The organism is Oerskovia sp. USHLN155 (assembly GCF_037145535.1).
GTDB classification, from domain to species: domain Bacteria; phylum Actinomycetota; class Actinomycetes; order Actinomycetales; family Cellulomonadaceae; genus Oerskovia; species Oerskovia rustica.
The window spans coordinates 95478-120169 of sequence record NZ_JBBCXG010000003.1 but is presented as its reverse complement, the minus strand read 5'-3'; the positions used below and the strand labels follow the sequence as shown (position 1 = coordinate 120169).

Genomic DNA, 24692 nt, shown 5'->3' with positions numbered 1-24692 from the left:
CTCCCCGTAGGTTCGGACGCCGTTCTCTCAGTACTGCTCACTGCCATCGATCCAATCGCACAGTAGGCCAATCCCACGTTCCACCGGCACGGCGGGACGCCATGCCAGGGCGGCCTGCGCCGCTTCAATGTCTGCCACGCCTGATCTGACGTCCCCGTCGCGAAACTCCCCGGTGACATGGGGCGCCGGAGCGCCGTACCGGGCGGCGATCCAGGTCGCGAGCTGCATGATGCTCGTCCCGCTGCCTGACCCGATGTCGAACGGGTCGGCCGTGGAGCTGTTCAGTCCGGTTCCGGCGACGATCGCCGACGCGACGTCGTCGATGAAGACGAAGTCCCGGACGATGTCACCGTCCTCGTAGACCGGGATGGACTTCCCGGCCTTGGCGATCCGCGCGAAGAGCGGGACGATGCCGGTGTAAGGGTTGCTCAGCGACTGCCCCGGCCCGTAGACGTTCTGGAGCCGGAAGAGCACCGAGGCGACCCCCATCGACTGGCACCACGCCGCCACGAGGTTCTCCTGGCACAGTTTAGTCGAGCCGTAGATGCTCGACGGCGCCGGTCGCACGGTCCGCGAGCCGTGCGGAACCGGCTCGAGGCCCGGGAACTCCCACTGCCCGGACGTGAGCATCGCGTGGGAACGCTGTCCCGGATAGCTGATCCCACCGGTTCGCCGGTCCCGCCATGCCCCTTCGCCGTAGACCGCGCGGGACGAGGTCAGCACGATCGACCGCGGTCGCACGTCGCGGGTCGCCAGGGCATCGAGCATCCGCGTGGTGCCGACGACGTTGACGAGCCCGTGACGGCTCGCCTCGGTCAAGGACTGAGCGGTCCCCGTCTCAGCAGCCAGGTGCACGATCACGTCAGGCGTAACGTGATCGAGGAGGCGCTCCCAGTCGGAGGCCACGGTCACGTCCCCGCGGAACAGCTCGACGCGCTGGTCCAGCCCCGGAGGGCGTACCTGATCCGCATGGACCTGCGGGTGCAGGTTGTCCAACGCGACCACCCGGTCGAAACGGTCCGCGAGCGCGGTCGAGAGAGCGCAGCCGATGAATCCGGCTCCTCCGGTCACCACACACGTCGTCATCGATCCGTACTCCCTCCACACATGCCGTGCATGCCCATCCAGGGTCCTCTCACCAACGGATCAGTTGAGGATCGTGGGCGGCTGCAGGCTCAGATATCTCTCCGTCAGCTCGAAGACGACCAGGTCGGCGTCGGACTGACGTGCTGCGTCGAGCACGTTGGCGCGCTGGCTCGGGTCGTCCAGGAAGTGACGGATCTGGACGGTCGACTCGAACGAGCCTGCCCAGAAGGCCGACAGAGCAGTACCTTGCGAGTCGCCGACGACGAGCGCCTTCTTGGCCATCTCGCCCCCGGACGTGGTCACGGGAAGCTCGAGCAGGTCGACGCCGGCCGGCCAGACGAGGTCCGTCGTCGTCCCGTCGCCGGCAACCTTCGTGGTCGTCACGGGGCCGGGGTCGAGCGTCGGTACCGTCCAGTCGTCGCGAGGCGCGACGACACCCCACTCCGCGAACTCGTTCGGCGGGGCCTGGACATCGACCCCGACGACGTCCGCGCTCGCGAGCCCGTCGTAGCCGGAGTCCGGGTACAGGTCCTGGAGACACTCGCTGATCGACTGCCACGCCACCGATGCCCCGTAAGGGGTCCAGTGGCTGTTGACGGCGCTGTAGACCCACTCGTCCTCGGCAGCGTCCTGCATGGTCCCTCGGACGTCCACGATCGGCAGGTCACCCGAGACGGCGAGCAGCTGGTCGAAGTGGGTCAGACCCCGCAGCGGCTGTGCCCAGTCGGGCAGCATCTCCGGGTAGACGGTTCCCGAGGAGGGGGCGACGACGACGAGCAGGTCGGTCCCCTCGCGGGCCAGCCCCGCACGCAGGTCGGCGAAGTAGTCACGCCACTGGTCACGCTGCTCGTCGAGCCACGGAGCCCGCCCGAGCATGTCGGAGAAGTTGTTGGCCTGCAGGTCCGACCAGAACATGAAGCCCTCGCGGCCGGGGACGCCAGGGAACGGGAGATTCGTGGTGTTGGCCGCGAAGACCGCCTCCGACTCGGGTGTCCTGGGGCCCGTCCAGATCGTCGGGTCCCCCGGGACGAGGTCGGAGCGGCAGGTGTCCGGGGTGTTCGCCTCCACGGCAGCCTCGGCATCGAGCCAGCCCTTGCTCGACGCGAGCCCGAGTCCTGCCATGATCGCGGAGACCACGACGAGGGCCGTGAGCGGGATGTAGGAACGACGCGGCAGCAGCGCGGCACGCGGACGCACCGTGGGCTGCACGGTCGGCGTCGGCTCTGGCACCGGGGTGGGGTCTCCTGTGCCCTGCTGGGTGTCGCTCATGACTGTCCTTCTGCTGACTGCCGCTGCTTGCGCAGCCGACTGGCGTACGGCGTGGACGAGAAGTCCGGGTTGACGAGCTCCTCACGCAAGAACGTGGTGGCCGGCCTCATGAAGGTCAGCCCGCGGTCCAGCAGCCGTGGCGTCCAGTTCTTGAGGCTCATGGCCGGGCTCTCGATCAGGTGCCAGGAGAGATAGGCGAGGACGTGCGTCGCCACGATCACCACGACGTGATAGACCAGCCAGCCGGAGTCCTGGAGGCCGAAGAACGCTCCGAGCGTCATCACGGGCCAGGCCGTGATGTAGATCCCGTAGCTGAAGTCGCCGTGCTTCTCCCAGTTGGTGATCCTTCCTCGGACGGCGAACCACATGAGGAAGTAGAGGAAGCCGAACTGGCCGATGACGTTCCAGCCACCGTAGGCGTACGTCAGTGCCCCGAGAGCGAGCGCACCGATCGCCAGGCGGTCGTCGACCGGGATGCGGTCGCCGAACAGGGTGAACAGGACCCCGAAGCAGAACGGAGCGAGGAACATCAGGAGGAACGGGTCCGAGAAGATCGGGTTGACCGACCACAGGGTGCCGGCACCCGACCACTGCATCGCGTTGAGCACCAGGACCACGGCGCAGAAGATGCCGCCGATCATCCGGTTCGCCAGAGCACCGAAGAGTCCCAGCACGGCGACGACGATGTACGCCAGGAACTCGTAGCGCAGCGTCCAGGCCGAGCCGTTCCAGTCGTACCCTCCGTGGAGCTGCGAGTACGGGAGCTCGGCGCCCATGCCGGCGATGTTGCGCTGCCCCAGGTCGAGCCACATGTTGTTGTAGAAGTAGGTGAGCGGGGACTCGAAGTTCACGCTCCAGTAGCCGGTGAGCGACCCCGTCGTGTGCCACCAGGCGATCGGCGCGAAGACGAGGACCACGAGCAGGAGCGTCGCCCAGAACGCGGGGAAGATGCGTAGGCAACGACGCCACAGGTAGCGCCAGATGGTCGACGAGCCCATGCGCGAGCGCGCGATCAGGAATCCGCTGAAGAAGAAGAAGCCGGCGACGGCCACGCCGCCGATCGACTGCTCCGAGCTGATCTGGACGCCGAGGTCGTGACCGCCGTAGAAACCGGCGATCGGACCAGCGTGGCTGAAGATCACGAGGAACGCCATGAGCCAGCGCAGGAACCCGATGCTGTTCGCACGCGGGTCGAAGGCCTCGACGAGCGAGAGCGGCCCGCCCTGGAGCCTCAGCTTGCGCGGGACGGAGAACACACCAGCAGTCACGTGAGGTCCTCGTCCGCTCGCTTCTCGGCCGTCGTGCCGCCCTTGATGCTCCGGACCACGGCGCCAGGAAGGCGACGGACACCTCGAGCACCCCTGTAGGCAGGGCGGAGGATGTTGGCTGCGCGGGGGTGGCGCAGCGCGACGGAACGCTTGATCGCGACCAGCACGTTCGGCAGCCCGGTGATCGACACCAGGTACTCGTACTGCTCGGTGATGGTTCCAGGGAGGCGGGAGCTCAGGGCGCTGAGCTTGTACTCCAGGAAGTTGTAGTTGATCGCGGCGTTCGTGGTGTTCATCACCGAGTGAACAGTGTACTTCTCGGAGAGGGACGCATAGCTGAACAGCCGCTCGACCACGTGCGCGAGCGATCCGTCCCCGTACTGGCCCTCCATGGGGAAGTCCGCCCAGCGGAACCGGGCGTCGAGCAGCGGCCTCAGCGCCTCCGGCCGGAAGTAGAACATCGAACCGTAGGGCGACAGGGGCGTGTTCGCGTCGAAGGGAACGTCGATCCCGAGTCGCTTGGCGAGAGCCGCGGCCGGCTTCTTGTTGCTGTACCAGGCCTTGCCGAGCGTGGGATAGCCGATCTGCACCACCGGGGGGAACACCATCCCGACGGACTCGTCGTCACCGAAGAGGTCCAGGACGTTCTGGACGTACCCCGGGGAGCTGAGCAGGTTCTCCATGAGGTGGCGCTTGAACCACTCCCCGACCGCGAAGCCGTCCTGGGCGGACTTCTTGGAGTGGACCTTGAGCATCACGTCGTACTTGGGGTCCTGGAGGACGTCACGGAGCCCGATCAGGAACGCGGTGATGTCACGACCGCGGTTCGACTCGAGGACCCGGACGTCGAACTGCTCCCGCCCCCGCGCGGCGAGCCGACGCTCGATGTACTCCTTCTTGATCGCGTCCGTCGTCGTGATGTACAGGTCGTACGGGACGGGCACGTTCTCGACCGAGTCCATCATCTCGTCGATCATCGACTCGTAGAAGACGTGCATCAGGACGGCCATGGAGAGGTTCGCACCGCTCCCGGTGCCGGTCGGCACGTCGGGAAGCACGTGCGTGAGCGTCATGTTCGTCGACACGACCCGCGGCTCGGCAGTGTGCGAGATGTTCTGCCAGACGAACCTCAGCGGGTAGTCCGTCGACTTGACCTTCTCGATGACGTCCCGGCCGATGACGGCGTTGTCGTTCAGGTACAGCGGGTCCTGGAAGAACAACCTGCGCTTGATGATCGGGCAGCGGTCGTTGAGCAGCAGCACCGGCAGGTCGATGGCCGGGTGCTTGCTGGGGTAGTTGCGCTCGGGGAACGCCACCATGCTGCCGAACCCGAGGCTCTCGAAGTGATGGGTGAAGCGGGCCTCGTGATGGTCGACCGAGTCGTTGTACGACTCGATGAGCGGCATCGTCGCCCAGTACTCACGGAACGCGTCGGTGTCGAAGAGCGAACGACGGACGGCGATCCAGTGGGACTGGATGTGCGCGTGCATGGTCTTCTTCGCGGCGAACGGGTGGGGCGTCACCGATCCGTGGTCGGTCAGTCCCCAGAAGTCGACGTTCCAGGTCTCCGAGCGCTCGAAGACCTCGGCGAACGGGTAGATCGGACCGAAGAACGTGTAGTTCATGAGGATGAGCTCGTCGTACTCGCGCAGCCGTTCGGCACCGAAGCGCGCCAGGGCGTCCTGGTAGCCCCCGACGTCGTATCCGACGTTCTCACGCTCGACGATCTCGCTGACGAGAGGCGCTATGCGCGCACGCGAGTCGTCGTCCAGTGGGCCGTTGGACACGAAGACGATTGTCTCGACGCTGCGTCCCAGGTCCTCAAGACAGTATGGGATGTAGTCGTCCGCATGACCGTCGGCGGCCCAGAACAGGTAAAAAGCAACGCGCTTCAATCGATTCCTCCGTATCGCGAACTCGCTCGGCAGAGCCGCGCCGAGGACTGCACGATGCTACCCCACCCCTGGACTACGACCGGGTGGGCTCCAGGGCCTGCGGTGCGGTCGCGACCTCGGCAGGTGCGGCCGTCCCACCCGTCGCCGGGTCCGGCGTGATCTCGACGGCGCCAGGCCGCCGAGGACCGGACAGGGCGATCAGGAAGACCGCCACCGCGACCCCGTAGATGACGACCGCGGGCATGAACCCGAGGTTCGACGACCAGGCGGGGTCCGTCGTCGCGTAGGGGCCGTCGATGCCGACCGCGTAACGACGGGCCGTGCCGTAGAAGGCCAGCACGTGGGCGACGCCGAGCGCCGGGATCATGCCTCGGGCGATACGTTCCGCGACGCTGGTGCCCTCTCCCCCACCCGGTGCGGAGATGAGCCAGGCCGCCAGGAGAGGCAGACCGATCGCGATCGGGAGCGTGTACCTGCCCTGCCAGACCAGCCCGGCGTCGGCAGCCCCGGGGAGCTGGATCAGCATCGGCCCGACGACGACGCCCACGAACAGCACGCACAAGGCGAGCTTGCCCGAGACCTGCCCGCGACGCTGCAGCGCGTGAGCGGCCAGCATGCCGAGAGAGATGGTCCAGACGAGGAGGGTCAGGAGAGGAACAGGAGAGTCGAACCACCCCTGGTTGCCGATCATCTGCTCGTACTGCCTGCTCAGGGAGAGCACCATGTCGGTGACCGCCAGCACCCGGTCCTGGTACTGCGGCCAGATGCCCTCACCCGTCAACAGCGTCCCGTAGCGCAGGGACCACAGGATCGCGGGCAGAGAGACCACCGCCACGAATGCGAAGCTCCCGAGGAGCAGCGGACGTCGGTCCCGCCAGAGCGCGCCGAGCTGACCGCTGCCCAGGGCCGCGATCGCGACGATGACGATCGCCCAGAGCGGGGACAGCCCACGCACGTTGGCGAGCACCGCGAAGCTCACGGCCGCGATCGCGTACACGTGCTTCGGCGCCTGGCCGCGGGCGCGGAACACGGCCCAGATCGACGCCCAGGCGGCGAAGGCCGCCGAGATCTCGAGCCCGTTGGGGTTGATGGTCCCGAAGAGGAACAGGGACATCGGGGTCAGCGCGGTGACCGCTCCCCACCGCACGACCCGGCTCGCACGGGTGGCCCGCAGCGCGATCAGCCCGGCGACGACGAAGATCGTGGACACCGCGCCGGACACCAGGCGCATGACCAGGATCCCCGGATCGGCAGGCATGAGAGTGCTCGGCCAGCCGACGAGCAGGTAGTAGAGCGGCGGGTAGTGCCCCGCTGCGGTCTGGGCCTCGGCGAACGACGTGTGATCACTGGGCAACGCCGGCATGCACGAGGCGTCCTGGTCCGGGATCGCCACGTAGCAGCCCAGGTCGGCCACGGTTGCGTAGTCGGCGGGGATCTCGACCGTCGTCATCGCCCCCGGGATCATCCACGTCGTCGGCCGAGGACCGATGTCCCCGACGAGCTCCCCGTGAGCCACCGCCACGGCCTTCACGGCGTGGCTGGGCTCGTCCGGCGAGGACATCGCGGGGGTGGCGATCGCCCACAACGAACACATCGCGAAGAGCGCGGCCGACACGACGAGCCAGCGCAGACCGTCCATCGGCCGACGCACGGAGTGACGCGTCACGCCGCCACCCGCCGGTCGGACGCCGCTGCACACCTGAGCACGGCACAGGTGTCGGTACGGGGCGCTGGGGTCTGCGACGCTTCGCCGAGGAGGGGGAACTTCATGGCGGCCACTATAGTCTGGGGCTGGTCCGCCTCCCGGGTGGCCAGGCGAGGCCCGGCGCAGGGGCGCACGGCGAAAGGTGGCACGAAGCGATGACCGAGGTACAGCCGAGCGACGACGTCTCCGCCCCCCGGCAGGAGGCCTCGAAGGCTGATTCCATGCCTCGGCGCCTCGCGAGACACCCTCTGGTGAAGTACATCAGCATAGGGGGCCTATGTTTTGTCATCGATGCTGGCCTTCTCTGGTTCTGCACCGGCGTCCTGGGCTGGGACGTCTGGTTGGGAGCGACGATCGGGTACTGGACCGGGGTCCTGGTCAATTTCACGCTGAACCGCACGGTCATGGCGCGCGAAGGTGGCAACCTTCTGCGACAGACCACCCGCTACGGGATCCTGCTGGGGTTCAACTACCTGGTCACCCTCGCGTTCCTCCACCTGACGGCCATGCTCGGCATGCCGGTCGTGGCCGGCAAGACGGTCATCGTCGCGGCGAGCACGTGCTGGAACTACCTGCTCTACAGGTTCTGGATCTTCGTCTGACCGACCCGCGCGCCGGGGTGACGACCTGCCCTCGACGCGCCGTCCCGTGGTCGGCGACCTATCCTGCCAAGGAACGCCGCTCCCGCCTTCGTCTAGCCCGACCGGACGATCCATCGACGCCGGTGCACGTCCGGACGGACCGGGCTCCTCGATCGTCGCGAGCCGCCCACCGGACCCAGGAGGCGCGCCCATGACCATCAAGGCAGTGATCTCGACCACGGCACTCGTCCTCGTGCTGGCAGGCGTCGCGAGCGGGTGCTCGACCGGCGGACAGAGCCCGGAGGGGGCCGGCACCTCCTCCCCGACCGCGGTCGAACCGAGCCCCACGACCACGGACGACGCGGTCTCTCCGGACCCCGGTCCGTCCTCGCCCGCCCCGTCCGCCCCGTCCACCCCGTCCACCCCGTCCACCTCCGCTCCGGCTCCCTCGTCGTCCCCGGGCCCGGCCAAGCCGACGGTGGGGAGCATCGACGTCATGATCTCCAACTCGACCTGGGACCCTGCCGCGGGAGTGGTCGTGCGGGGGTTCGCCGACACCGTCGACACGGAGGCGACCTGCACGCTCGAGCTGTCCCTGTCCGGGGTCGTCCGGAGCGTCACGTCCGAGGCCCTCGAGGGGCCGACGACGATGTCCTGCGGCGAGCTGATCGTGAGCTCCGCCGAGGTCTCCCCCGGTGACTGGACCGCGGTCCTCTCCTACGAGTCGACGACGGCGTGGGGAGCCTCTGCTCCCGTCGTGGTGACCGTGTCATGACCGGCCCGGGTCCGCGCTCAGGGCGCGCACGCTCCCTCCTGGCCGCTCTCACGTCGCTCGCGCTGGTGCTCACCGGTGCGCTGTTCTCCACGGCCCCGGCCTCCGCCGTCTCGGGCTCCGACTTCAACCCGGGCTTCATCATCTCCGACGCCGTGTTCTACGACTCGGGCGCGATGAGCACGAGTCAGATCCAGTCGTTCATCGAGACGAAGGGGGCCCGGTGCACACCTGCGGCGGGCAACACCTGTCTCAAGAGCTATCGCGAGTCGACCAACACGATCCCTGGTGACAGCTACTGCGCGGCCTACCAGGGAGCGCCGTCGGAGACCGCGGCGCAGATCATCGCCAAGGTGTCGGTCGCCTGCAAGATCAACCCGCAGGTTCTCCTGGTCACCCTTCAGAAGGAGCAGGGGCTCGTCACGTCGACCGCCGGGAAGCCGGCGGCGACGTTCCGCCGTGCTCTCGGCTACGGGTGCCCGGACAACGCAGGGGGCTGGTGCGACCCGAGCTACTCGGGCTTCTTCATCCAGATGCAGCGCGCAGCTCGTCAGTTCCAGCTCTACAAGGCCCGGCCCACCAGCTACTCCTACGTCGCGGGCCGGACGAACACGATCCTGTACCACCCGAACACCGCGTGCGGGACGACCCAGGTCCACATCCAGAACCAGGCCACCGCGGCGCTCTACAACTACACCCCCTACGTGCCGAACGCGGCGGCTCTCGCCGCAGGGTACGGCACGGGGAACTCGTGCTCGAGCTACGGGAACCGCAACTTCTTCCTGTACTTCGGCGACTGGTTCGGCTCCTCCGGGTTCGTCATCTCCCCCTACATCTGGAACTGGTACCAGGTGGCGAGCAACAGGGCCGCGGCCGGAGACCCGACGACGGCGGCCTCGGTGGTCGCGGGCGGGGTCAGGCAGGGCTTCCAGGGCGGCTCGGTGTACATGTCCGGGTTGTTCGGGGTCCAGATGGTGCCCGCGGGGCTGCTCGACCTCTACTACAACACCCTGGGCGGGCCGGCCGGCGTGCTGGGGTTCCCCACCGGCTCCCACTCCGGTCCCGCCGGCGGGCTCTCGCAGCCGTTCCAGAACGGGACGATGTTCATCTCCGGAGCGACGGGGTTCACGTTCGTCTCAGGGTGGATGCTCGACGTCTACACGTCGAACGGCGGACCGGCCGGTGCTCTGGGCTTCCCGACGACCCCGGGCTCCGTCGTCGCCGGTGGGCTGACGCAGTCGTTCCAGGGGGGGACGGTCTGGATCTCCGGCTCCGCAGGCGTGCACACCCTCCCGCCCGCCGTGCAGACCGCCTACGTCGCCGCTGGCGGGCCCGCCGGGCCGCTCGGCTTCCCCACGGGTCGGACGACCTCGGACGGGGTCGAGGTCCACCTGTTCCAGCACGGTGCGATCTACGGCTACGGCGGCGGCTACCACCCGGTGTCCGGGTGGATGTACGACCTCTACCGGGCCAACGGCGGGACCAAGAACCCGTTGGGTCTGCCTGTCGGGGGCCAACGGGTCGAGGCTGGTGGCATCGTCCAGACGTTCGAGCGCGGGACGGTCTACATCGCCGGTTCGACGGGCATCCAGACGGTCCCCACGGCGATCCAGACCGTGTACGCGTCGACCAAGGGACCGGCGGGCCCCCTCGGCTTCCCGACGGGCCCTGCGACGACCGCGAACCCCGTCACCTACCAGCCCTTCCAGTCCGGGGTGCTCTACACCGACGGGAGGTCGAGCGGGTACGTCGCGCGGGGGATGATGGCCGACGTCTACGCCTCACGTGGTGGCTACAAGGGGTCGCTGGGCCTCCCCACCAGCAACACGAGCTTCGTAGGAGGCGGGATCGTCCAGGCGTTCACGAGCGCCACGGTGTACGTCTCCGGCTCGGGCGGCATCCAGAGCAACCCGACCGGAGGCCTGGCCGAGATGTACTTCCGGTCCCTCGGCGGTCCGACCGGGACCCTCGGGTGGCCCGCGGGTCCTGAGCGCGGCGTCGCGGGCGGGATCGTCCAGCCGTACACGAAGGGCACGATGTACATCTCCGGCTCGACGGGGTTCAACTACTCGTCGGGTTGGATGGGTGACGTCTATCGGGACCGCGGAGGCCCTGCGGGCACTCTCGGGTTCCCGACGAGCAGCCCGCGCGTCGAGGCGGGTGCGATCGTCCAGTCCTTCCAGACCGGGACGATCTACATCGCGGGAACGACGGGGATCCAGACCGTCCCCACGGTCGTCCAGGCGGCGTTCGTCGCGAACGGCGGTCCTGCTGGTCGCCTCGGGTTCCCTGTCGCCGCGGCGGTGGTCTCGGCCTCCGGGACGTCCCAGCGGTTCCAGAACGGGACCATCACGGTGTCGTCGGCCGGGGCCGTCACGGTCACGCCGGGGTAGGTTCCGGCGAGGCCCCGAGCCTCGGCACGGGTCGGTCGGGCCCCGCACCGCACACCAGCGGTGCGGGGCCCGTCCATGTCCCGGGAACGCCTCGGCGACCTGCGCGGCGGGTGTCTCTACGAGACCTCCACGCTGCGACCTCTCGGGCGTCCCGGTGCGGCCCGGGGTACGTCCTATGCTCTTGACCCGTGACCTCTCGTAGCTGTCTCTCGTCCGGCACGACAGCAAGGACCTCCGCGTGCACGGTCCCGCTCGTCGCGCCGTCGCGTCAGCGGCACGTGGTCGCTCGGGCGCACGCTGCCGCCGTGGACTCCCGCCTCGGCCGCGCCTACCCCAGGTCGCGACCGGTCGATGGCATCATCGTCCCCATGTCCGTCTCGCGTCCGGACGCCCTCCGGGTCCGTCGGCCTCCGCTGCCCGACGCCGTCGCACACGTGGGTGGTTGAGCCCATGTCTCACGACGAGTCCCCCTCGGGACGGACCAGGCCTCCCAGCTTCACCCCGCAGACGGGTCGTGCGGGACGCCCTCCCAGCGCGAGCGACGCCATCGCGGTCGGTTCCGACGGCTCGGGACCTCCCTCGAACCGCCCTGTCGAGCCGATCTCCCCCGATGTCCCGCTCTCGGCCGAGCCTCGGATCAAGCGCCAGTCGTCGCGGACCGCCGCTGCTCCCCCGTCCCGCCCGGGAACTCCGCCGCCGGCCCCTCCGGCCCGGCCCGTCGGCGCCACGGAGAACGGCCGTGCCCGCGCCGCGGGCTCCCGGTCGCAGACGGCGGCCGAGAGCTCCGCACCGTCGTCCTTCCCCCCGGCACGAGGGAGGCCGGCTCGACCGCAGGGGTCTCCTGCGCGTCCAGCGACCGGTGCGCCCGGGCAGCAGAGGAACGGGACCGCCGCACCTCGCTCGGGTACGTCGCCCTCGCGCCCTGCTGCGGCACGTCAGGGCGGAGCAGGAACGACGGCACGAGGTGCGGGCCCCTCGGCGCACCCCGGGTCGTCCACGGGCGCCCGTCCGCCGTCGAACCGACCGCCGTCCGCTGTCGGTGCCCCCCGCGGGCGCCGACGCAGACGACGTGTCGTCGCGATGGTGGGTGTCCTCGCGCTGGTGCTGCTCGTCGCCTGGCCCGTCGGGCTGCTCGTGTGGGCCAACGGCAAGATCCAGCACGTCGACGCGCTCTCGGGCGCGGCAGGGACCCCGGGCACCACGTACCTCCTCGCAGGTTCCGACGCGCGTGGTGGCGACGGCATCGCAGAGGACGGTACGGAAGGAGCCCGCACGGACACCATCATGATCCTGCACGAGCCGACGAGCGGCCCGGCGGCCCTCATCAGCCTTCCGCGGGACACGTTCGTCGAGGTTCCCGGCAAGGGCCCCGCCAAGCTCAACGCCGCGTACTCGTGGGGCGGCGCCCCGCTCCTCGTCCAGACGGTCGAGGGTCTGACCGGGTTGACGGTGGACCACTTCGTCGAGATCGGTCTGGGCGGGGTGACGAACGTCGTCAACGCCGTCGGCGGCGTCGAGCTGTGCCTCGACTACGACGTCAACGACCCCAACAGCGCGCTCTACTGGGCCGCCGGATGCCACGAGGTCGACGGCACGACGGCCCTGGCCTTCGCCCGCATGCGCTACTCGGACCCGAAGGGCGACATCGGCCGAGGTGAGCGGCAGCGGCAGGTCATCGCCGCGGTGAGCCAGAAGGCCGTGGACGCGAGCCTGCTCGTGAGGCCCGGGGACCAGGTCTCGCTGCTCGGCGCCGGTATCGGTGCGCTCGAGGTCGACGAGAAGACCGGCGTGCTCGATCTCGGGAGGCTCGCCCTGGCGTTCCGCGCGGCCAACGGCCCCGACGGCATCACGGGCACCCCGCCCATCTCCAACCCGGACTACCGTCCCGGCGGCGTCGGGTCGACCGTGCAGCTCGACCCCGACCTGAGCCCGGCCTTCTGGACCGGCATCCGCGACGGCAAGCTGCCCGCGGGCATCGTGGGCGGCCTTCCCCAGTCCTAGTCGTCCCGAGCCGTCGTCGCCCTGGCGGCAGCGAGAAGGGCCCACGCCGCTGCCCGGCGTGGGCCCTTCTCGCTGTGCCGGGGAGCTACGCCCCGAAGCCCGTCCGGCGCTCGCCCGCGACCGAGGCGCGCAGCGCGGCCCCCTTGGCGTGGGCCTGCTCGCTCAGCCCCTCCTGGAACGCGACCATCTGCTCGCGCAGGCGGGCGGCGGCGTCGTCCACGCCCGAGGCGAGGATGCGCGCGGCCAGCAGGCCCGCGTTGCGCGCACCCCCGATCGAGACGGTCGCGACGGGGACGCCCGCAGGCATCTGCACGATCGACAGGAGCGAGTCCATGCCGTCGAGGTAGCGCAGCGGCACGGGCACGCCGATGACCGGCAGCGGCGTGACGGCCGCGAGCATGCCCGGCAGGTGGGCCGCTCCCCCGGCACCCGCGATGATGACGCGGATCCCGCGGCCGGCGGCCTCGCGGCCGTAGTCGATCATCTCGGTGGGCATGCGGTGGGCCGAGACGACGTCGACCTCGATGGCCACGCCGAACTCGCGCAGCGCGTTCGCGGCCTCCTGCATCACGGGCCAGTCGGAGTCGGATCCCATCACGATCCCGACCACGGGGGTGCTGGTCACTGGGGTGCTCTCCGTCATGTCTCAGGCCTTCTTCTCGTCGGTGCGGTTCTCGGGGAGGGGTTCGCCGCGCAGCAGCGCGGCGGCCCCCAGTGCCCGACGGCGGACCTCGCCCAGGTCCTGGCCGCTCACGTTCACGTGGGCGAGCTTGCGGCCCGGGCGCACCTCCTTGCCGTACAGGTTGACGCGCGCGTCGGGGAACGCACCCAGGACGTCGGGCAGGGCGTCGGTGAGCGCCGGGAGGCTCGACCCGAGCACGTTGGCCATGACGGTCCACGGCGCCGTGGTCGAGGTGTCGCCGAGCGGCAGGTCGAGGACGGCGCGCAGGTGCTGCTCGAACTGGCTCGTGACCGAGCCGTCGATGGTCCAGTGGCCGGAGTTGTGCGGGCGCATCGCGAGCTCGTTGACCAGGACACGGCGGGCGGGGCGGCCGTCGGCCGAGCCGACGGCGCCGTCAGGGCCCTCAGCCACCTCGAACATCTCGACCGCGAGCACGCCCGTCACGTCGAGCCCCTCGGCGATCGCGACGGCCACCTGACGCGCCTCCTCGGCCTCGTCGGCGGTCAGGTCGGGGGCCGGGGCGATGACCTCGGAGCACACGCCGTCGCGCTGGATCGACTCGACCACGGGCCACGTGCGGACCTCGCCGCTCGGTCGCCGCGCGACCAGGACCGCGAGCTCGCGCGTGAACGGGACCTTCTCCTCGACGAGGAGCTGCGGGCCACCCGCTGCCGCGGCGGCGAGCCAGTCTGCGGCCTCGTCCGCCGAGGACACGACCCGCACGCCCTTGCCGTCGTAGCCGCCGCGCGACGTCTTGACGACGGCCTGGCCGCCGACCTCGGCGAGGAACCCGGCGAGCGTCGCGTGCCCCTGCTCGGGGTCGACCGGCAGCGGGACCCAGCGCGGGCACGGGGCGCCGAGCTCGGTGAGTCGTCGTCGCATCACGATCTTGTCCTGCGCCTGGACCAGGGCGTGCGGTGCGGGCCGCACGGGGGTGCCGTGCTCGATGAGGTCGGCGAGCAGGTCGTTGGGGACGTGCTCGTGCTCGAACGTGAGGACGTCGGCCGGGGCCCTGCCGTCCGCCGGTGCGATGAGGTCGCGGATCGCACCCTCGTCGGTGGCCGCTCCCACCGGGGCGTCGGTCACCACCTGGGCCGCCGACGTCCCGGGAGCCTCGACGAGCACCCGCAGGTGCACCCCGAGCTCACCGGCCGCAGGGGCCATCATGCGGGCGAGCTGCCCGCCTCCGACAACGGCGATCACTGGTGCTGACACGTGTACCGAGGGTAGTCGCTCGACCGCCCCTCGGCCGACCCGTCCCACCCGGCGGTTGCTCCTGGCAATCTTTCCCAGGTCCACGGCGTACCCTGCCGACCATGTCCAGCCAGGTCGACGAGCTCTCGCTCGTCCCCGTCCGGGCGCCAGTCCCCGCCGGGACCGCAGCGCGCCCGACGTCCGGCGCCGCCCCGCGCCGGACGCGCGTCGTCGCGCGCCTGGCCGAGCTGGGCCGGTTCAGCTTCGTGGGGACCGTCGCGTTCTTCGTGGACCTCGGCCTGTTCAACCTCCTGCGCTTCGGCCCCTGGGACGCGCTGAGCGCGAGCCCGCTCGAGGCCAAGGCGATCGCCGTGAGCGTCGCGACGGTCGTGTCGTGGCTCGGCAGCCGCTACTGGACCTTCTCCGACCGCCGCACGAGCCGACACGGCCGCGAGCTGCTCACCTTCCTGCTGGTCAACGCCGCGGGCATGGCCATCTCGCTCGGTGTGCTCGCGTTCACGACGAGCATCCTGGGTCTGACGTCGCCGCTCGCGGAGAACGTCGCGGCGAACGGTGTCGGCCTCGCGCTGGCGAACGTGTTCCGCTACGTCGCCTATCGACGCGTCGTGTTCACGGGCTCGTCACCGGCGGGTCGCGGGCAGGTGGCGAGCACGGCCGACGAGAACGGCCCGGTCGACACCGGGCCGAGCCTCGCCGACGATCTCGCCGGCAACCCGGCCGACAAGGACTAGCCCTCGTCGCCCTGTCCGCGCCTCCTGCGCCGTCTACGGACGCCGGACGCCGAGATCGTGGTCCCGGTCGGGAGCACGAGCCGCGGGTCGAGGGTGCGGGGGACGCCCGCGAGGAAGAGCGCGAAGATCGGCGGGCGACGCTGGGCCAGCTCGAGCCGCCCACCGTCGGCCGCCGCCAGGTCGCGGGCGAGCGCGAGACCGAGCCCCGTCCCGGCGCCCGAGGTCGCACCACGTTCGAAGACGCGCGAGGCCATCTCGTCCGAGACCCCGTCCCCCTCGTCCCCGACCTCGATCGCCACCGCGCCGCTGGTCCCGCTGGGACGAGCGCGCACGGTCGTGGTGCCCGCCCCGTGCTTGAGCGAGTTCTCGATGAGCGTGGCGAGCACCTGGGCGAGCGCACCGGGCGTCGCCAGGACCTGGTAGCCCTCCGGCACGTCGACCACGAGCCGGCGCCCCGCCTTGGCGAACGTGGGGACCCACTCCTCCTCCTGCTGACGCACGACCTCGATGAGGCGCACGGCCTCGGTCGTGCCGCCCTGCGCGCGACGGGACTGGGTCAGCAGGTCGTCGACGACGGTGACGAGTCGCTCCACCTGCTCGAGCGAGATGCGCGCCTCCTCCTGGATCGCCGGGTCGTCCGAGGCCATCGAGATCTCCTCGAGGCGCATGCTCAGCGCGGTCAACGGGGTCCGGAGCTGGTGCGAGGCGTCGGAGGCGAACTGACGTTCGGCGGCCAGGCGCCCGGCGAGGCGGTCCGAGCTGCGTGCGAGCTCGGCGGCCACGAGGTCGATCTCCTCGACCCCGGAGAGCTCGAGGCGGGGCCGAACCTGGCCGGACCCGAGCTGCTCGGCCGAGGCCGCGAGGTACACGAGCGGCGCCGACAGCCGGTTGGCCTGCCACACGGCCATGGCGATACCTGCGGCGAAGGCGACCACGGAGGCCGCCACGACCAGCAGGACGATCTTCGCGGCGTTCCAGTAGCTGTCGGCGAATGACGTGGTCAGGGCCACCGTCGCGTTCTGGTCGGTCCGGTCCGCGGCCTCGTTGACACGTCCCGAGATGACCTCGCCGGCGGTCATCTGCTCGCCGTCGGGCAGGTTCACGAAGACGTAGGCGGGCAGCTCTCCCGGGCGCCCCTCGGAGGCGTTGTCCAGGACCGACTGCGGGATCGGCTCGTTCTGCGAGAGCCGGGCGTCGATGTTCCGGGCGAGCGTGTCCACCCGCCCCTGGAGCTGGGCCTTCTCGCTGGCGAGCACGAACTGTGCTCCCAGGAAGGCCAGGGGGAACCCCAGGAGCAGGACGGCGACGGCGACGGCCGCGACCGTCGCCTGCAGCACGCGTCGACGCACGCCCTACTCCTTCGCTCAGCCCTGTCGGCTGATCAGCCCTCGCCGGTCTCGAAACGGAAGCCGAGCCCTCGGACCGTCGAGACGTAGCGCGGCGAGTTGGCGTCGTCGCCGAGCTTGCGACGCAGCCAGGACACGTGCATGTCCAGCGTCTTGGTGGAGCCCACGGGCTCCGAGCCCCACACGTCCCGCATGAGGGTGTCGCGCACGACGACGGAGCCCGCGCTCGCGATGAGCACGCGCAGGAGCTCGAACTCCTTGGTCGTGAGGTGCAGCTCCCGGTCGCCCTGGAAGGCACGGTGGGCGGCGACGTCGATACGGACGTCCTGCGCGACCAGCTCCTCCTCGTCGGTGGTGTCACCGTGGGTGCGCCGAAGGAGCGCCCGCACGCGGGCGAGGAGCTCGGCCAGGCGGAAGGGCTTGGTCACGTAGTCGTCCGCGCCGGCGTCGAGACCGACGACGAGGTCGACCTCGTCGGCGCGGGCCGTCAGGACCAGGACCGGTGTGGTCAGGCCCTTGTTGCGGATCTCACGTGCGACGTCGAGGCCGTCCATGTCCGGGAGGCCCAGGTCGAGCACGACGATGTCGACACCGTTCGCGGCGTCGATCGCTCCTTGACCAGTTCCTTGCACGACCACGTTGTAACCCTCACGCGTCAGCGCACGCGCCAAAGGTTCGGCAATCGCCGGGTCGTCCTCCGCTAGCAGTACGTGGGTCATTCGATCATGCTAGGGCATTCGCAGAACTTTGGCGTTATCCGGCAGGCGTTGTGGGACACCCATGACACACCTGATGGACACCGGCGGCAGGGGTGTTCTGCTCTGCCCTGGTCTGCCCGGTTGCACCCGGTAGCGCCCGCCATGCGCACGCCGTCGGGACGTCATGGGAGGCCGCTCCCACGACCTGTCGTGACCGCTGCCCGACCGGTCGCGTCGGCGCGGCCGACCCACGCTCTCGTGCCCGGATCATGCCCTGGTCGCGCCGGGGCGCGCCCCTGGTCCGTCCACGGGTGGACTCCTCCGACGACGGGCCGCACCTAGGCTGGCAGGCATGGGTTGGTACGAGAACATGGGCAAGTGGTGGGAGCGGCACCGGTTCGGGGTCGACATGACCACGACGCTCGTCGTCGCGCTCGCCTTCGTGCCCGCGGCCTGGGCGCTCGGGACGTCCGCCACGGGCGGTTCGACGCTCTCGACGCTGTTCACGATCGGGATGATCGCCCCGCTGCCGTGGCGCCGGGTCCGTCCCGTGGCGTCGGCGATCACGGTCTACGCGGTCGCGCTGCTCCACCTGCTGGCTGGGATCCCCCTCCTCCCGGCCGACGTCCTCCTGCTGATCTCTCTCTTCTCGGTCACCGTCTACGGCCCCCGCTGGGCGCACCGCACCGCGATGATCTCCTCGGCCGCCGGCTCCCTCGTGCTCGGGCTGTCGCTCGCCATGCAGGCGAGCGGCCCGGGCGAGGCGGCCACGGTTCTCGTGATCACCACGATGTTCACGACCATGATGTTCCTCGCGGTCTGGGCGTTCGGGCTCGTGCGCCGGTCGCGGCGCGAGACCATCAACGCGCTGGTCGACCGCGCCGAGCGCCTCGAGATCGAGCGCGACCAGCAGGCGCAGATCGCGACGGCTGCCGAGCGCTCCCGCATCGCCCGCGAGATGCACGACATCGTCGCCCACTCGCTGTCGGTCATCATCGCCCAGGCCGACGGGGGCCGGTACGCGGGGGCGGCCGACCCGGCCGCGGCCACGCGCGCACTGACGACGGTCTCGGAGACGGGGCGCGCCGCGCTGGCCGACATGCGCCGGCTCCTCGGGGTCCTGCGCACCGACGACCGTGACGCCGTGACGTCAGCCGGACCCGCGCAGCTCACGCACGCCCCCGGCCTCAACAACAGGCCCCGGCCGCTCCCGCATGGGCTCCCCGCGGGCCCTTCCGGGCCGTCCGCGTCCTCCGCGGGCTCTCCCGCCACGGGGCCCCTGCCCGTCACGGGCGCGACGCGTCGCGTGGAGCTCAACCCACAGCCCGACTCGGCCGACCTCGAGACCCTCGTGGCGCAGGTGCGAGACAGCGGCATGCGCGTCTCGCTGGTCCGCATGGGCACGCCGCGCGCCCTGCCCCCGGGAGCGGGCCTGACGGTGTACCGGGTCTGCCAGGAGGCGCTGACGAACATCCTCAAGCACGCGGGCCCGGACCCGACGGTCACGGTGGTCGTGACCTGGGGCGTCGACACGCTCCAGCTGGCGGTCGACGACGACGGGCGGGGGGCGTCCGCGGACGGTTCGCAAGCCCCCGGCTACGGCCTGCTCGGCATGCGCGAGCGCGCCGTGATCTTCGGCGGCTCCGTCACGACGGGTCCACGCCCCGGGGGCGGCTTCCGCGTCCGGTTCACCATGCCCATCCCCCGGCTCGACGGCGCCGCGCCCCCGGTCCCGCCGGTCCCCGGGCCGCCCTCCTCACCGCCCGGCCCGACGGCGGGTCCCGGCCCGGTCCTCCCGCCGCCGGCCCCGCCGTCGGGCAGGATGGGACCACGCAGCGCACCCGCACCCGCACCCGCACCCGCACCCGCACCCGCACCCGACGATCGTCAGGATCCATGACCTCCACCTTCTTCACGCCCGACCTGCCCGAGCGCGCCCCGATCCGGGTCGCGCTCGTCGACGACCAGCAGCTCGTGCGGGCCGGCTTCCGGATGGTGATCGACTCGCAGCCCGACCTGCAGGTCACGGTCGAGGCCGGCGACGGGCTCCAGGCGCTGCGGCTGCTCGCGGACCACCCCGTCGACGTCGTGCTCATGGACGTGCGCATGCCGCACCTCGACGGGCTGGCCGCGACGGCACAGCTCACGGCCGCGGCCGCGGACGGGCAGCACGTGCCCCGTGTCATCGTGCTCACGACGTTCGACCTCGACGAGTACGTCCTCGAGGCAATCCGGTCGGGAGCGAGCGGCTTCCTCCTCAAGGACGCGCCCCCGGAGGAGATGCTCGCGGCGATCCGTACCGTGCACTCGGGCGACGCCGTGATCGCCCCGTCCTCGACCCGCCGGCTCCTGGAGCACCTCGTCGTCGCGCTGCCCGCCGAGCAGCTCGTCGACACGGGCGCCCAGCAGCAGGTCTCCTCGCTCACCGAGCGTGAGCGCGAGGTGCTCGTGCTCATGGCGAGAGGCCGGTCGAACACCGAGATCGCGGGCGACCTGTTCGTCGCCGAGGCCACGGTCAAGACGCACGTCGGGCGCATCCTCGCCAAGCTCGAGGCGCGCGACCGCGTGCAGGCCGTGGTGACCGCCTACGAGACGGGACTGGTGCGCCCGGGGGCGTGACGCCGTCGGGCACCTGGCGCACCACCACGCGCCGGACGGGCTCCCGACACGTCCCTGCTCGACGCGCGGCGTACCCGCCCGACCAGGCACGTACGACCACGGGATGACTCCCCCCACGACCAGGACCAGCCCCTCGCCGGACGCGGCGGGCACGTCCCCGCTCCTAGTGTCGTCATCAGGTGGGAACGAGGGCCTCCGCCCTCCCCCGCACCCCCTCGGCCCCGACGCCGGACGCACCACGCGCCCCGCCGCGGGACCAGACCTACCGACGACGACCTCCCTGGAGCAGACGTGGACACCACCGTGTACCAGCCCATCCCCGGCACCGCCGCCTCACCGGGCACGCCCGCCGTGCGCGCCCGGTCCCTGACCAAGCTGTACGGCAAGGGCGAGGCGACCGTGCGCGCGCTCGACGGCGTCGACGTGGACTTCGAGAAGGGCGCGTTCACCGCGATCATGGGCCCCTCGGGGTCGGGCAAGTCCACGCTCATGCACCTGCTCGCCGGGCTCGACACCGCCTCGAGCGGCCAGGGGTTCATCGGCGACACCGAGATCACCGCGCTGGGCGACAACGAGCTGACCAGGCTCCGCCGCGACCGCGTCGGCTTCGTCTTCCAGTCGTTCAACCTGCTGCCCATGTTCACGGCCGAGCAGAACATCACGCTCCCGATCGAGCTGGCGGGCCGCAAGGTCGACGCCGAGACCAAGGAGTGGCTCGCGACGCTCGTCCAGACCCTGGGCCTGGGCGCACGCCTCACGCACCGCCCCAGCGAGCTCTCGGGCGGCCAGCAGCAGCGAGTGGCCATCGCCCGCGCGCTCATCGCCAAGCCCGAGGTCGTCTTCGCGGACGAGCCCACGGGCAACCTCGACTCGCGCTCGGGCGCCGAGGTCCTGAGCTTCCTGCGCCGCTCGGTCCGCGAGCTCGGCCGCACCATCATCATGGTCACGCACGACCCCACGGCCGCCGCCTACGCCGACCGCGTCATCCTCATCGCCGACGGCCGCATCGCGGGAGACATCGACGACCCGACCCCCGAGTCCGTCCTCGCCGGGCTCGACGCGCTGCGCACCCTCGAGAGCGACCCCGCGGACGGCCTCACCGGCACCACGACGGCGGTGCGCGCCTGATGGTCCGGCTCACCCTGGCGCAGATGCGCCGCAGCATCGGACGGCTCAGCGCCGCCGGCATCGCGATCCTCATCGGGACCGCCTTCCTCACCGCGACACTGCTCGCGGGGAACATCATCAACCGCGTCACGACCGACTCGATCGCCGCGCAGTTCGCCGACTCCGACCTCGTGGTCTCGAACGGTCCCGGCATCGACCCGGCAGACCTCGAGGACATCCGCGGGACCGAGGGCGTCGAGGCCGCCGACCCGCAGGTCCTGCGCGCCTTCGAGCTCGTCTCGGGGGGCAAGCGCACCTACCAGGTCGTCGTCCCCGCCGCCTCGGACCCGCGCTTCGAGGCGCAGGAGCTCGTCGAGGGCGCGATGCCCACCCGCTCGGGCGAGATCGCCCTGCCGTCCGACGTCGCCGAGCGGCTCGGGCTCGGGCTCGGCGACCCCGTGACGGTCGTGCGCTCGGTGTGGACGCCCGGTGCCGAGGACGCTGCAGCCGGTACGGGCACGACGGCCGACGAAGGTGCGCCGTCCGAGGAAGCCGTCGCGCCCGAGGAGACCGCACCCGCCGACGCTACCGCTGTCGGGGACGGCGCGTCCGCGCCCGCCGAGGAAGCCGCGCCCGGTGACGAAGCCGCGCCCGGTGACGAGTCTCCCGCCGGCACCTTCGTCGACACGAACGAGAAGCTGACCCTCGTCGGGACCCTCGACGACCCGATGGGCGCCTACGCCCAGGTGGGCGGCGCGGGCGTCCTGTCGAACGACGACCTGACCACCTGGGAGGCCGACAGCTACGTCCCGGGCGAGGCGACGACCGCGTACAACGCGGTGCTGGTCGCCCTGGCTCCCGGTGCCGACCTCGAGGCCGTCCGGTCGTCGATCACGAGCTCGCTCGGGGGAGACGCCAAGGTCTGGACGAGCGCCGAGTACGCCAAGGAGCAGGCCGCCCAGATGACGGGCGGCGAGGACGTCTTCACCTACGTGATCCTCACGTTCGCGGCGATCGCGCTGCTGGTCGCGGCCCTGGTCATCGCGAACACCTTCCAGGTGCTCGTGGCCCAGCGCACCCGGACGCTCGCGCTCCTGCGCTGCGTCGGCGCCGACCGCAAGCAGCTGTCCCGCTCGGTCCTGCTCGAGGCCGTCATCCTCGGCCTGGTCGCCTCGGTCGCCGGCATCCTCTTCGGCATCGGGCTCGTCCAGCTCGCACTGACCGTCGCGGGCACCATGGACCTCGGCATCCCGCTGCCGCCCGTCGTCCAGGTGACCGCCGTCGCGGTCCTCGTCCCCCTGCTCGTCGGGACCGTCGTGACCCTCGTCGCGTCGTTCTCCCCGGCGCGCGCCGCGACCCGGGTCGCCCCGCTCGCCGCCCTGCGTCCCTCCGACGCGCCGACCCTCACGTCGGGTGCAGGACGCGTCCGCCTCGCGATCTCCTCGATCCTCGTCGTCGGCGGTGCGGGCCTCCTGGTCCTGGGGGTCCTCCTGGGCCAGCAGGGCAGCGCGCAGGCAGGCCTGCTCGCCGCGACCGCAGGTGGCGCGGCCTCGTTCGTGGGCATCCTCGTGGGAGCGATCTTCTGGCTCCCCAAGGTCGTGAGCCTCGTGGGCAAGGTCCTGACGGGCTCGGGCAGCACCGCCAAGCTGGCGGCCGCGAACACGCTGCGCAACCCGCGCCGCACGGCCGCGACGAGCACCGCGCTCCTCATCGGCGTGACGCTCGTGGCCATGATGTCGACCGGGGCCGTGAGCGCCCGGATGAGCATGAACAACGAGCTCGACGGCCGCTACCCCGTGGACGTCTCGCTCGCGACCGACGGCTACGACGAGTTCGGCGGCAACCAGCCCGTCGCGCTCCCGCAGTCCACGATCGGCACGGCCGAGAAGGTCGACGGCGTCGAGTCCGTCGTCCCGCTGACCGCGACGTCCGTCACGGTCGACCTCGACGGGAGCGACATCACGTTCCTCGCCCGCGGGGTCGAACCCGAGGCGGCGGGCACGCTCGTGCGCGACAAGGAGGCGGTCCAGGGCCTGGCCCCTGGCACGGTCGTCGTCCCGGCGGGGGTCGCCAAGGACTGGGGCATCTCGTCGGGCGACCAGCTCGTGCTGGCCGCAGCCCCGCTCCCCGACGCCGCGGACCCCCAGGGCACCCCCGCGACCCTCGAGGCGCTCGTGACCCCGATGGGTGGTCGTGCCCTGCTCGTCACGCCGCAGACGCTCGAGGGCGTCGCGACCGGGACACCCGTCACGAGCGCGTGGGTCGGGCTGGCCGACGTCAACGACGCGGCGTCCGTGGTGCCCGCCCTCCAGGACGCACTCGCGGAGTCCGACCTCCCGATCGACGTAACGGGAGCCGCGGTCGAGCGCGCGATGTACCAGAAGGTCGTCGACACGATCCTCGGCGTCATCGTCGGTCTCCTCGCGGTCGCGGTCGTCATCGCCCTCATCGGCGTCGCGAACACGCTCTCGCTCTCGGTCATCGAGCGCCGGCGTGAGTCCGCGACCCTGCGGGCCATCGGCCTGAGCCGGTCCCAGCTGCGGTGGATGCTCGCGATCGAGGGCATGCTCATCGCGGGGGTCGGCGCGGTGCTCGGCATCCTGCTGGGCATCCTGTACGGCTGGGCCGGTGCCTCCGCAGCCCTGGCCGTCATGGGCGACGTGACCCTCGCCGTGCCGTGGCGCGACGTCGCCCTGGTCATGGTCGTGGCGCTCGTCGCCGGGCTGCTCGCCTCGGTGATCCCGGGACGGTCGGCAGCCCGTACGTCGCCCGTGGAGGCGCTCGCGGTCGACTGACCCCGCACCTCGTGGAAGCACGCCCGACGGCGCGCCTGTGGACGATCTCCTCGTCCACAGGCGCGCCGTCCGCGTGTGCGGCGAGCTCTGTGCGACCGCGAGGATCGTCGGGTGCTCATCACCCTCCATCCGGGCGTCGACCTGGACGTGGCCCCGGGTTCGCGCCTCGGAGACCTCCGCCCGGACCTCGCGCGCGTCGCGTGCCGCCCCGAGGTCGCGACCGCGCCGCTCGAGGTCGACGGCGTCTTGCTCGGTGACGACCACCGGGTCGGGACGCGGCCTCTCCTGCCTGGTGCGACGCTCCGAGCGACGGTCAGCGGGACGCACGGCCGCGAGGCCCGACCTGCTCGCGCGCACCAGGCCGCGAGCGCCGTCACCGTGGACCCGGACGTCGCCGCGCTGCGCGCCCCCTGGCACGTCGCGGTGCTCACGGGGCCCGACTGCGGAGGCCTGCTGCCGCTGGAGCCCGGCTCGCCGCTCGTCCTGACTCATAGGACCGGTCCGCCGGTCGTCGTCACCCTGGCCGCGC

At 71.2% G+C, this 24692-nt stretch carries 18 protein-coding genes; 9 read left to right on the top strand and 9 right to left on the bottom strand.

Annotated features, from left to right (window positions below):
• Nucleotides 1-27: 27 nt before the first annotated feature.
• The 5 genes from WFH32_RS05395 to WFH32_RS05375 form a co-directional block, all read right to left on the bottom strand.
• Nucleotides 28-1086, bottom strand: a complete 1059-nt coding sequence (locus WFH32_RS05395; RefSeq protein WP_191794178.1) for an NAD-dependent epimerase/dehydratase family protein — start codon at nucleotides 1084-1086, stop codon at nucleotides 28-30.
• Nucleotides 1087-1146: 60 nt separating this feature from the next.
• A complete protein-coding gene (locus tag WFH32_RS05390; RefSeq protein WP_336706413.1) occupies nucleotides 1147-2355 on the bottom strand; it encodes an alginate O-acetyltransferase AlgX-related protein in 1209 nt (402 codons plus the stop codon).
• Entirely contained in the window at nucleotides 2352-3623 is a 1272-nt protein-coding gene (locus tag WFH32_RS05385) for an acyltransferase family protein (protein WP_318243919.1), read from the bottom strand. Before WFH32_RS05385 ends, WFH32_RS05390 begins: the two co-directional genes overlap by 4 nt.
• Nucleotides 3620-5410 (bottom strand): rhamnan synthesis F family protein, encoded by a 1791-nt coding sequence (locus WFH32_RS05380; protein WP_191794180.1) that lies wholly within the window; start codon nucleotides 5408-5410, stop codon nucleotides 3620-3622. Before WFH32_RS05380 ends, WFH32_RS05385 begins: the two co-directional genes overlap by 4 nt.
• A 181-nt stretch (nucleotides 5411-5591) precedes the next feature.
• Nucleotides 5592-7184 (bottom strand): DUF2142 domain-containing protein, encoded by a 1593-nt coding sequence (locus tag WFH32_RS05375; RefSeq protein ID WP_336706412.1) that lies wholly within the window; start codon nucleotides 7182-7184, stop codon nucleotides 5592-5594.
• A gap of 290 nt (nucleotides 7185-7474) precedes the next feature.
• Here WFH32_RS05375 and WFH32_RS05370 point away from each other — a divergent pair, with 290 nt between their 5' ends.
• The 4 genes from WFH32_RS05370 to WFH32_RS05355 all read left to right on the top strand — a co-directional run bounded on the left by WFH32_RS05370 (nucleotide 7475) and on the right by WFH32_RS05355 (nucleotide 12970).
• The gene (locus WFH32_RS05370) at nucleotides 7475-7825 is read left to right on the top strand and encodes a GtrA family protein (RefSeq protein ID WP_191794182.1); all 351 of its coding nucleotides are present in this window, start codon (nucleotides 7475-7477) and stop codon (nucleotides 7823-7825) included.
• 190 nt (nucleotides 7826-8015) lie between these two features.
• A complete protein-coding gene (locus WFH32_RS05365; protein ID WP_336706411.1) occupies nucleotides 8016-8579 on the top strand; it encodes a hypothetical protein in 564 nt (187 codons plus the stop codon).
• The gene (locus WFH32_RS05360) at nucleotides 8576-10969 is read left to right on the top strand and encodes an LGFP repeat-containing protein (RefSeq protein ID WP_191794184.1); all 2394 of its coding nucleotides are present in this window, start codon (nucleotides 8576-8578) and stop codon (nucleotides 10967-10969) included. Before WFH32_RS05365 ends, WFH32_RS05360 begins: the two co-directional genes overlap by 4 nt.
• A 1080-nt stretch (nucleotides 10970-12049) precedes the next feature.
• Nucleotides 12050-12970 (top strand): LCP family protein, encoded by a 921-nt coding sequence (locus tag WFH32_RS05355; protein ID WP_225227501.1) that lies wholly within the window; start codon nucleotides 12050-12052, stop codon nucleotides 12968-12970.
• An 85-nt stretch (nucleotides 12971-13055) separates the two neighbouring features.
• Here WFH32_RS05355 and purE read toward each other — a convergent pair whose 3' ends face one another.
• Both purE and WFH32_RS05345 read right to left on the bottom strand, forming a co-directional pair.
• Nucleotides 13056-13613 (bottom strand): 5-(carboxyamino)imidazole ribonucleotide mutase, encoded by a 558-nt coding sequence (gene purE, locus WFH32_RS05350; protein WP_191794186.1) that lies wholly within the window; start codon nucleotides 13611-13613, stop codon nucleotides 13056-13058.
• 3 nt (nucleotides 13614-13616) lie between these two features.
• Nucleotides 13617-14867: a 5-(carboxyamino)imidazole ribonucleotide synthase gene (locus tag WFH32_RS05345; RefSeq protein ID WP_191794187.1), complete on the bottom strand. Its 1251-nt coding sequence runs from the start codon at nucleotides 14865-14867 to the stop codon at nucleotides 13617-13619.
• 101 nt (nucleotides 14868-14968) lie between these two features.
• On the opposite strand from WFH32_RS05345, the gene WFH32_RS05340 reads away from it, so the two are divergent.
• A complete protein-coding gene (locus tag WFH32_RS05340; RefSeq protein WP_191794188.1) occupies nucleotides 14969-15598 on the top strand; it encodes a GtrA family protein in 630 nt (209 codons plus the stop codon).
• On the opposite strand, the gene WFH32_RS05335 is transcribed toward WFH32_RS05340, so the two are convergent.
• On the bottom strand, nucleotides 15595-16947 hold the full coding sequence (locus WFH32_RS05335) for an ATP-binding protein (protein ID WP_191794189.1): 1353 nt from the start codon (nucleotides 16945-16947) through the stop codon (nucleotides 15595-15597). The genes WFH32_RS05340 and WFH32_RS05335 overlap by 4 nt on opposite strands.
• Nucleotides 16948-16979: 32 nt before the next feature.
• The gene (locus WFH32_RS05330; RefSeq protein WP_030150069.1) at nucleotides 16980-17663 is read right to left on the bottom strand and encodes a response regulator transcription factor; all 684 of its coding nucleotides are present in this window, start codon (nucleotides 17661-17663) and stop codon (nucleotides 16980-16982) included.
• A gap of 331 nt (nucleotides 17664-17994) precedes the next feature.
• On the opposite strand from WFH32_RS05330, the gene WFH32_RS05325 reads away from it, so the two are divergent.
• The 4 genes from WFH32_RS05325 to WFH32_RS05310 all read left to right on the top strand — a co-directional run bounded on the left by WFH32_RS05325 (nucleotide 17995) and on the right by WFH32_RS05310 (nucleotide 24163).
• Nucleotides 17995-19542 (top strand): sensor histidine kinase, encoded by a 1548-nt coding sequence (locus tag WFH32_RS05325; protein ID WP_336706410.1) that lies wholly within the window; start codon nucleotides 17995-17997, stop codon nucleotides 19540-19542.
• Entirely contained in the window at nucleotides 19539-20261 is a 723-nt protein-coding gene (locus WFH32_RS05320; RefSeq protein ID WP_138823351.1) for a response regulator, read from the top strand. Before WFH32_RS05325 ends, WFH32_RS05320 begins: the two co-directional genes overlap by 4 nt.
• A gap of 291 nt (nucleotides 20262-20552) precedes the next feature.
• Nucleotides 20553-21389, top strand: coding sequence for an ABC transporter ATP-binding protein (locus tag WFH32_RS05315; RefSeq protein WP_191794190.1), 837 nt, complete (start codon nucleotides 20553-20555; stop codon nucleotides 21387-21389).
• A 23-nt stretch (nucleotides 21390-21412) separates the two neighbouring features.
• Nucleotides 21413-24163 (top strand): ABC transporter permease, encoded by a 2751-nt coding sequence (locus WFH32_RS05310; RefSeq protein WP_336706409.1) that lies wholly within the window; start codon nucleotides 21413-21415, stop codon nucleotides 24161-24163.
• Nucleotides 24164-24692 lie beyond the last annotated feature (529 nt).

Coding starts and splice junctions, on each gene's coding strand:
- WFH32_RS05395 (WP_191794178.1), bottom strand. CDS start 1,086: ATGACGACGTGTGTGGTGACCGGAGGAGCCGGATTCATCGGCTGCGCT.
- WFH32_RS05390 (WP_336706413.1), bottom strand. CDS start 2,355: ATGAGCGACACCCAGCAGGGCACAGGAGACCCCACCCCGGTGCCAGAG.
- WFH32_RS05365 (WP_336706411.1), top strand. CDS start 8,016: ATGACCATCAAGGCAGTGATCTCGACCACGGCACTCGTCCTCGTGCTG.
- WFH32_RS05360 (WP_191794184.1), top strand. CDS start 8,576: ATGACCGGCCCGGGTCCGCGCTCAGGGCGCGCACGCTCCCTCCTGGCC.
- WFH32_RS05355 (WP_225227501.1), top strand. CDS start 12,050: ATGGTGGGTGTCCTCGCGCTGGTGCTGCTCGTCGCCTGGCCCGTCGGG.
- purE (WP_191794186.1), bottom strand. CDS start 13,613: ATGACGGAGAGCACCCCAGTGACCAGCACCCCCGTGGTCGGGATCGTG.
- WFH32_RS05340 (WP_191794188.1), top strand. CDS start 14,969: ATGTCCAGCCAGGTCGACGAGCTCTCGCTCGTCCCCGTCCGGGCGCCA.
- WFH32_RS05330 (WP_030150069.1), bottom strand. CDS start 17,663: ATGACCCACGTACTGCTAGCGGAGGACGACCCGGCGATTGCCGAACCT.
- WFH32_RS05325 (WP_336706410.1), top strand. CDS start 17,995: ATGGGTTGGTACGAGAACATGGGCAAGTGGTGGGAGCGGCACCGGTTC.
- WFH32_RS05320 (WP_138823351.1), top strand. CDS start 19,539: ATGACCTCCACCTTCTTCACGCCCGACCTGCCCGAGCGCGCCCCGATC.
- WFH32_RS05310 (WP_336706409.1), top strand. CDS start 21,413: ATGCGCCGCAGCATCGGACGGCTCAGCGCCGCCGGCATCGCGATCCTC.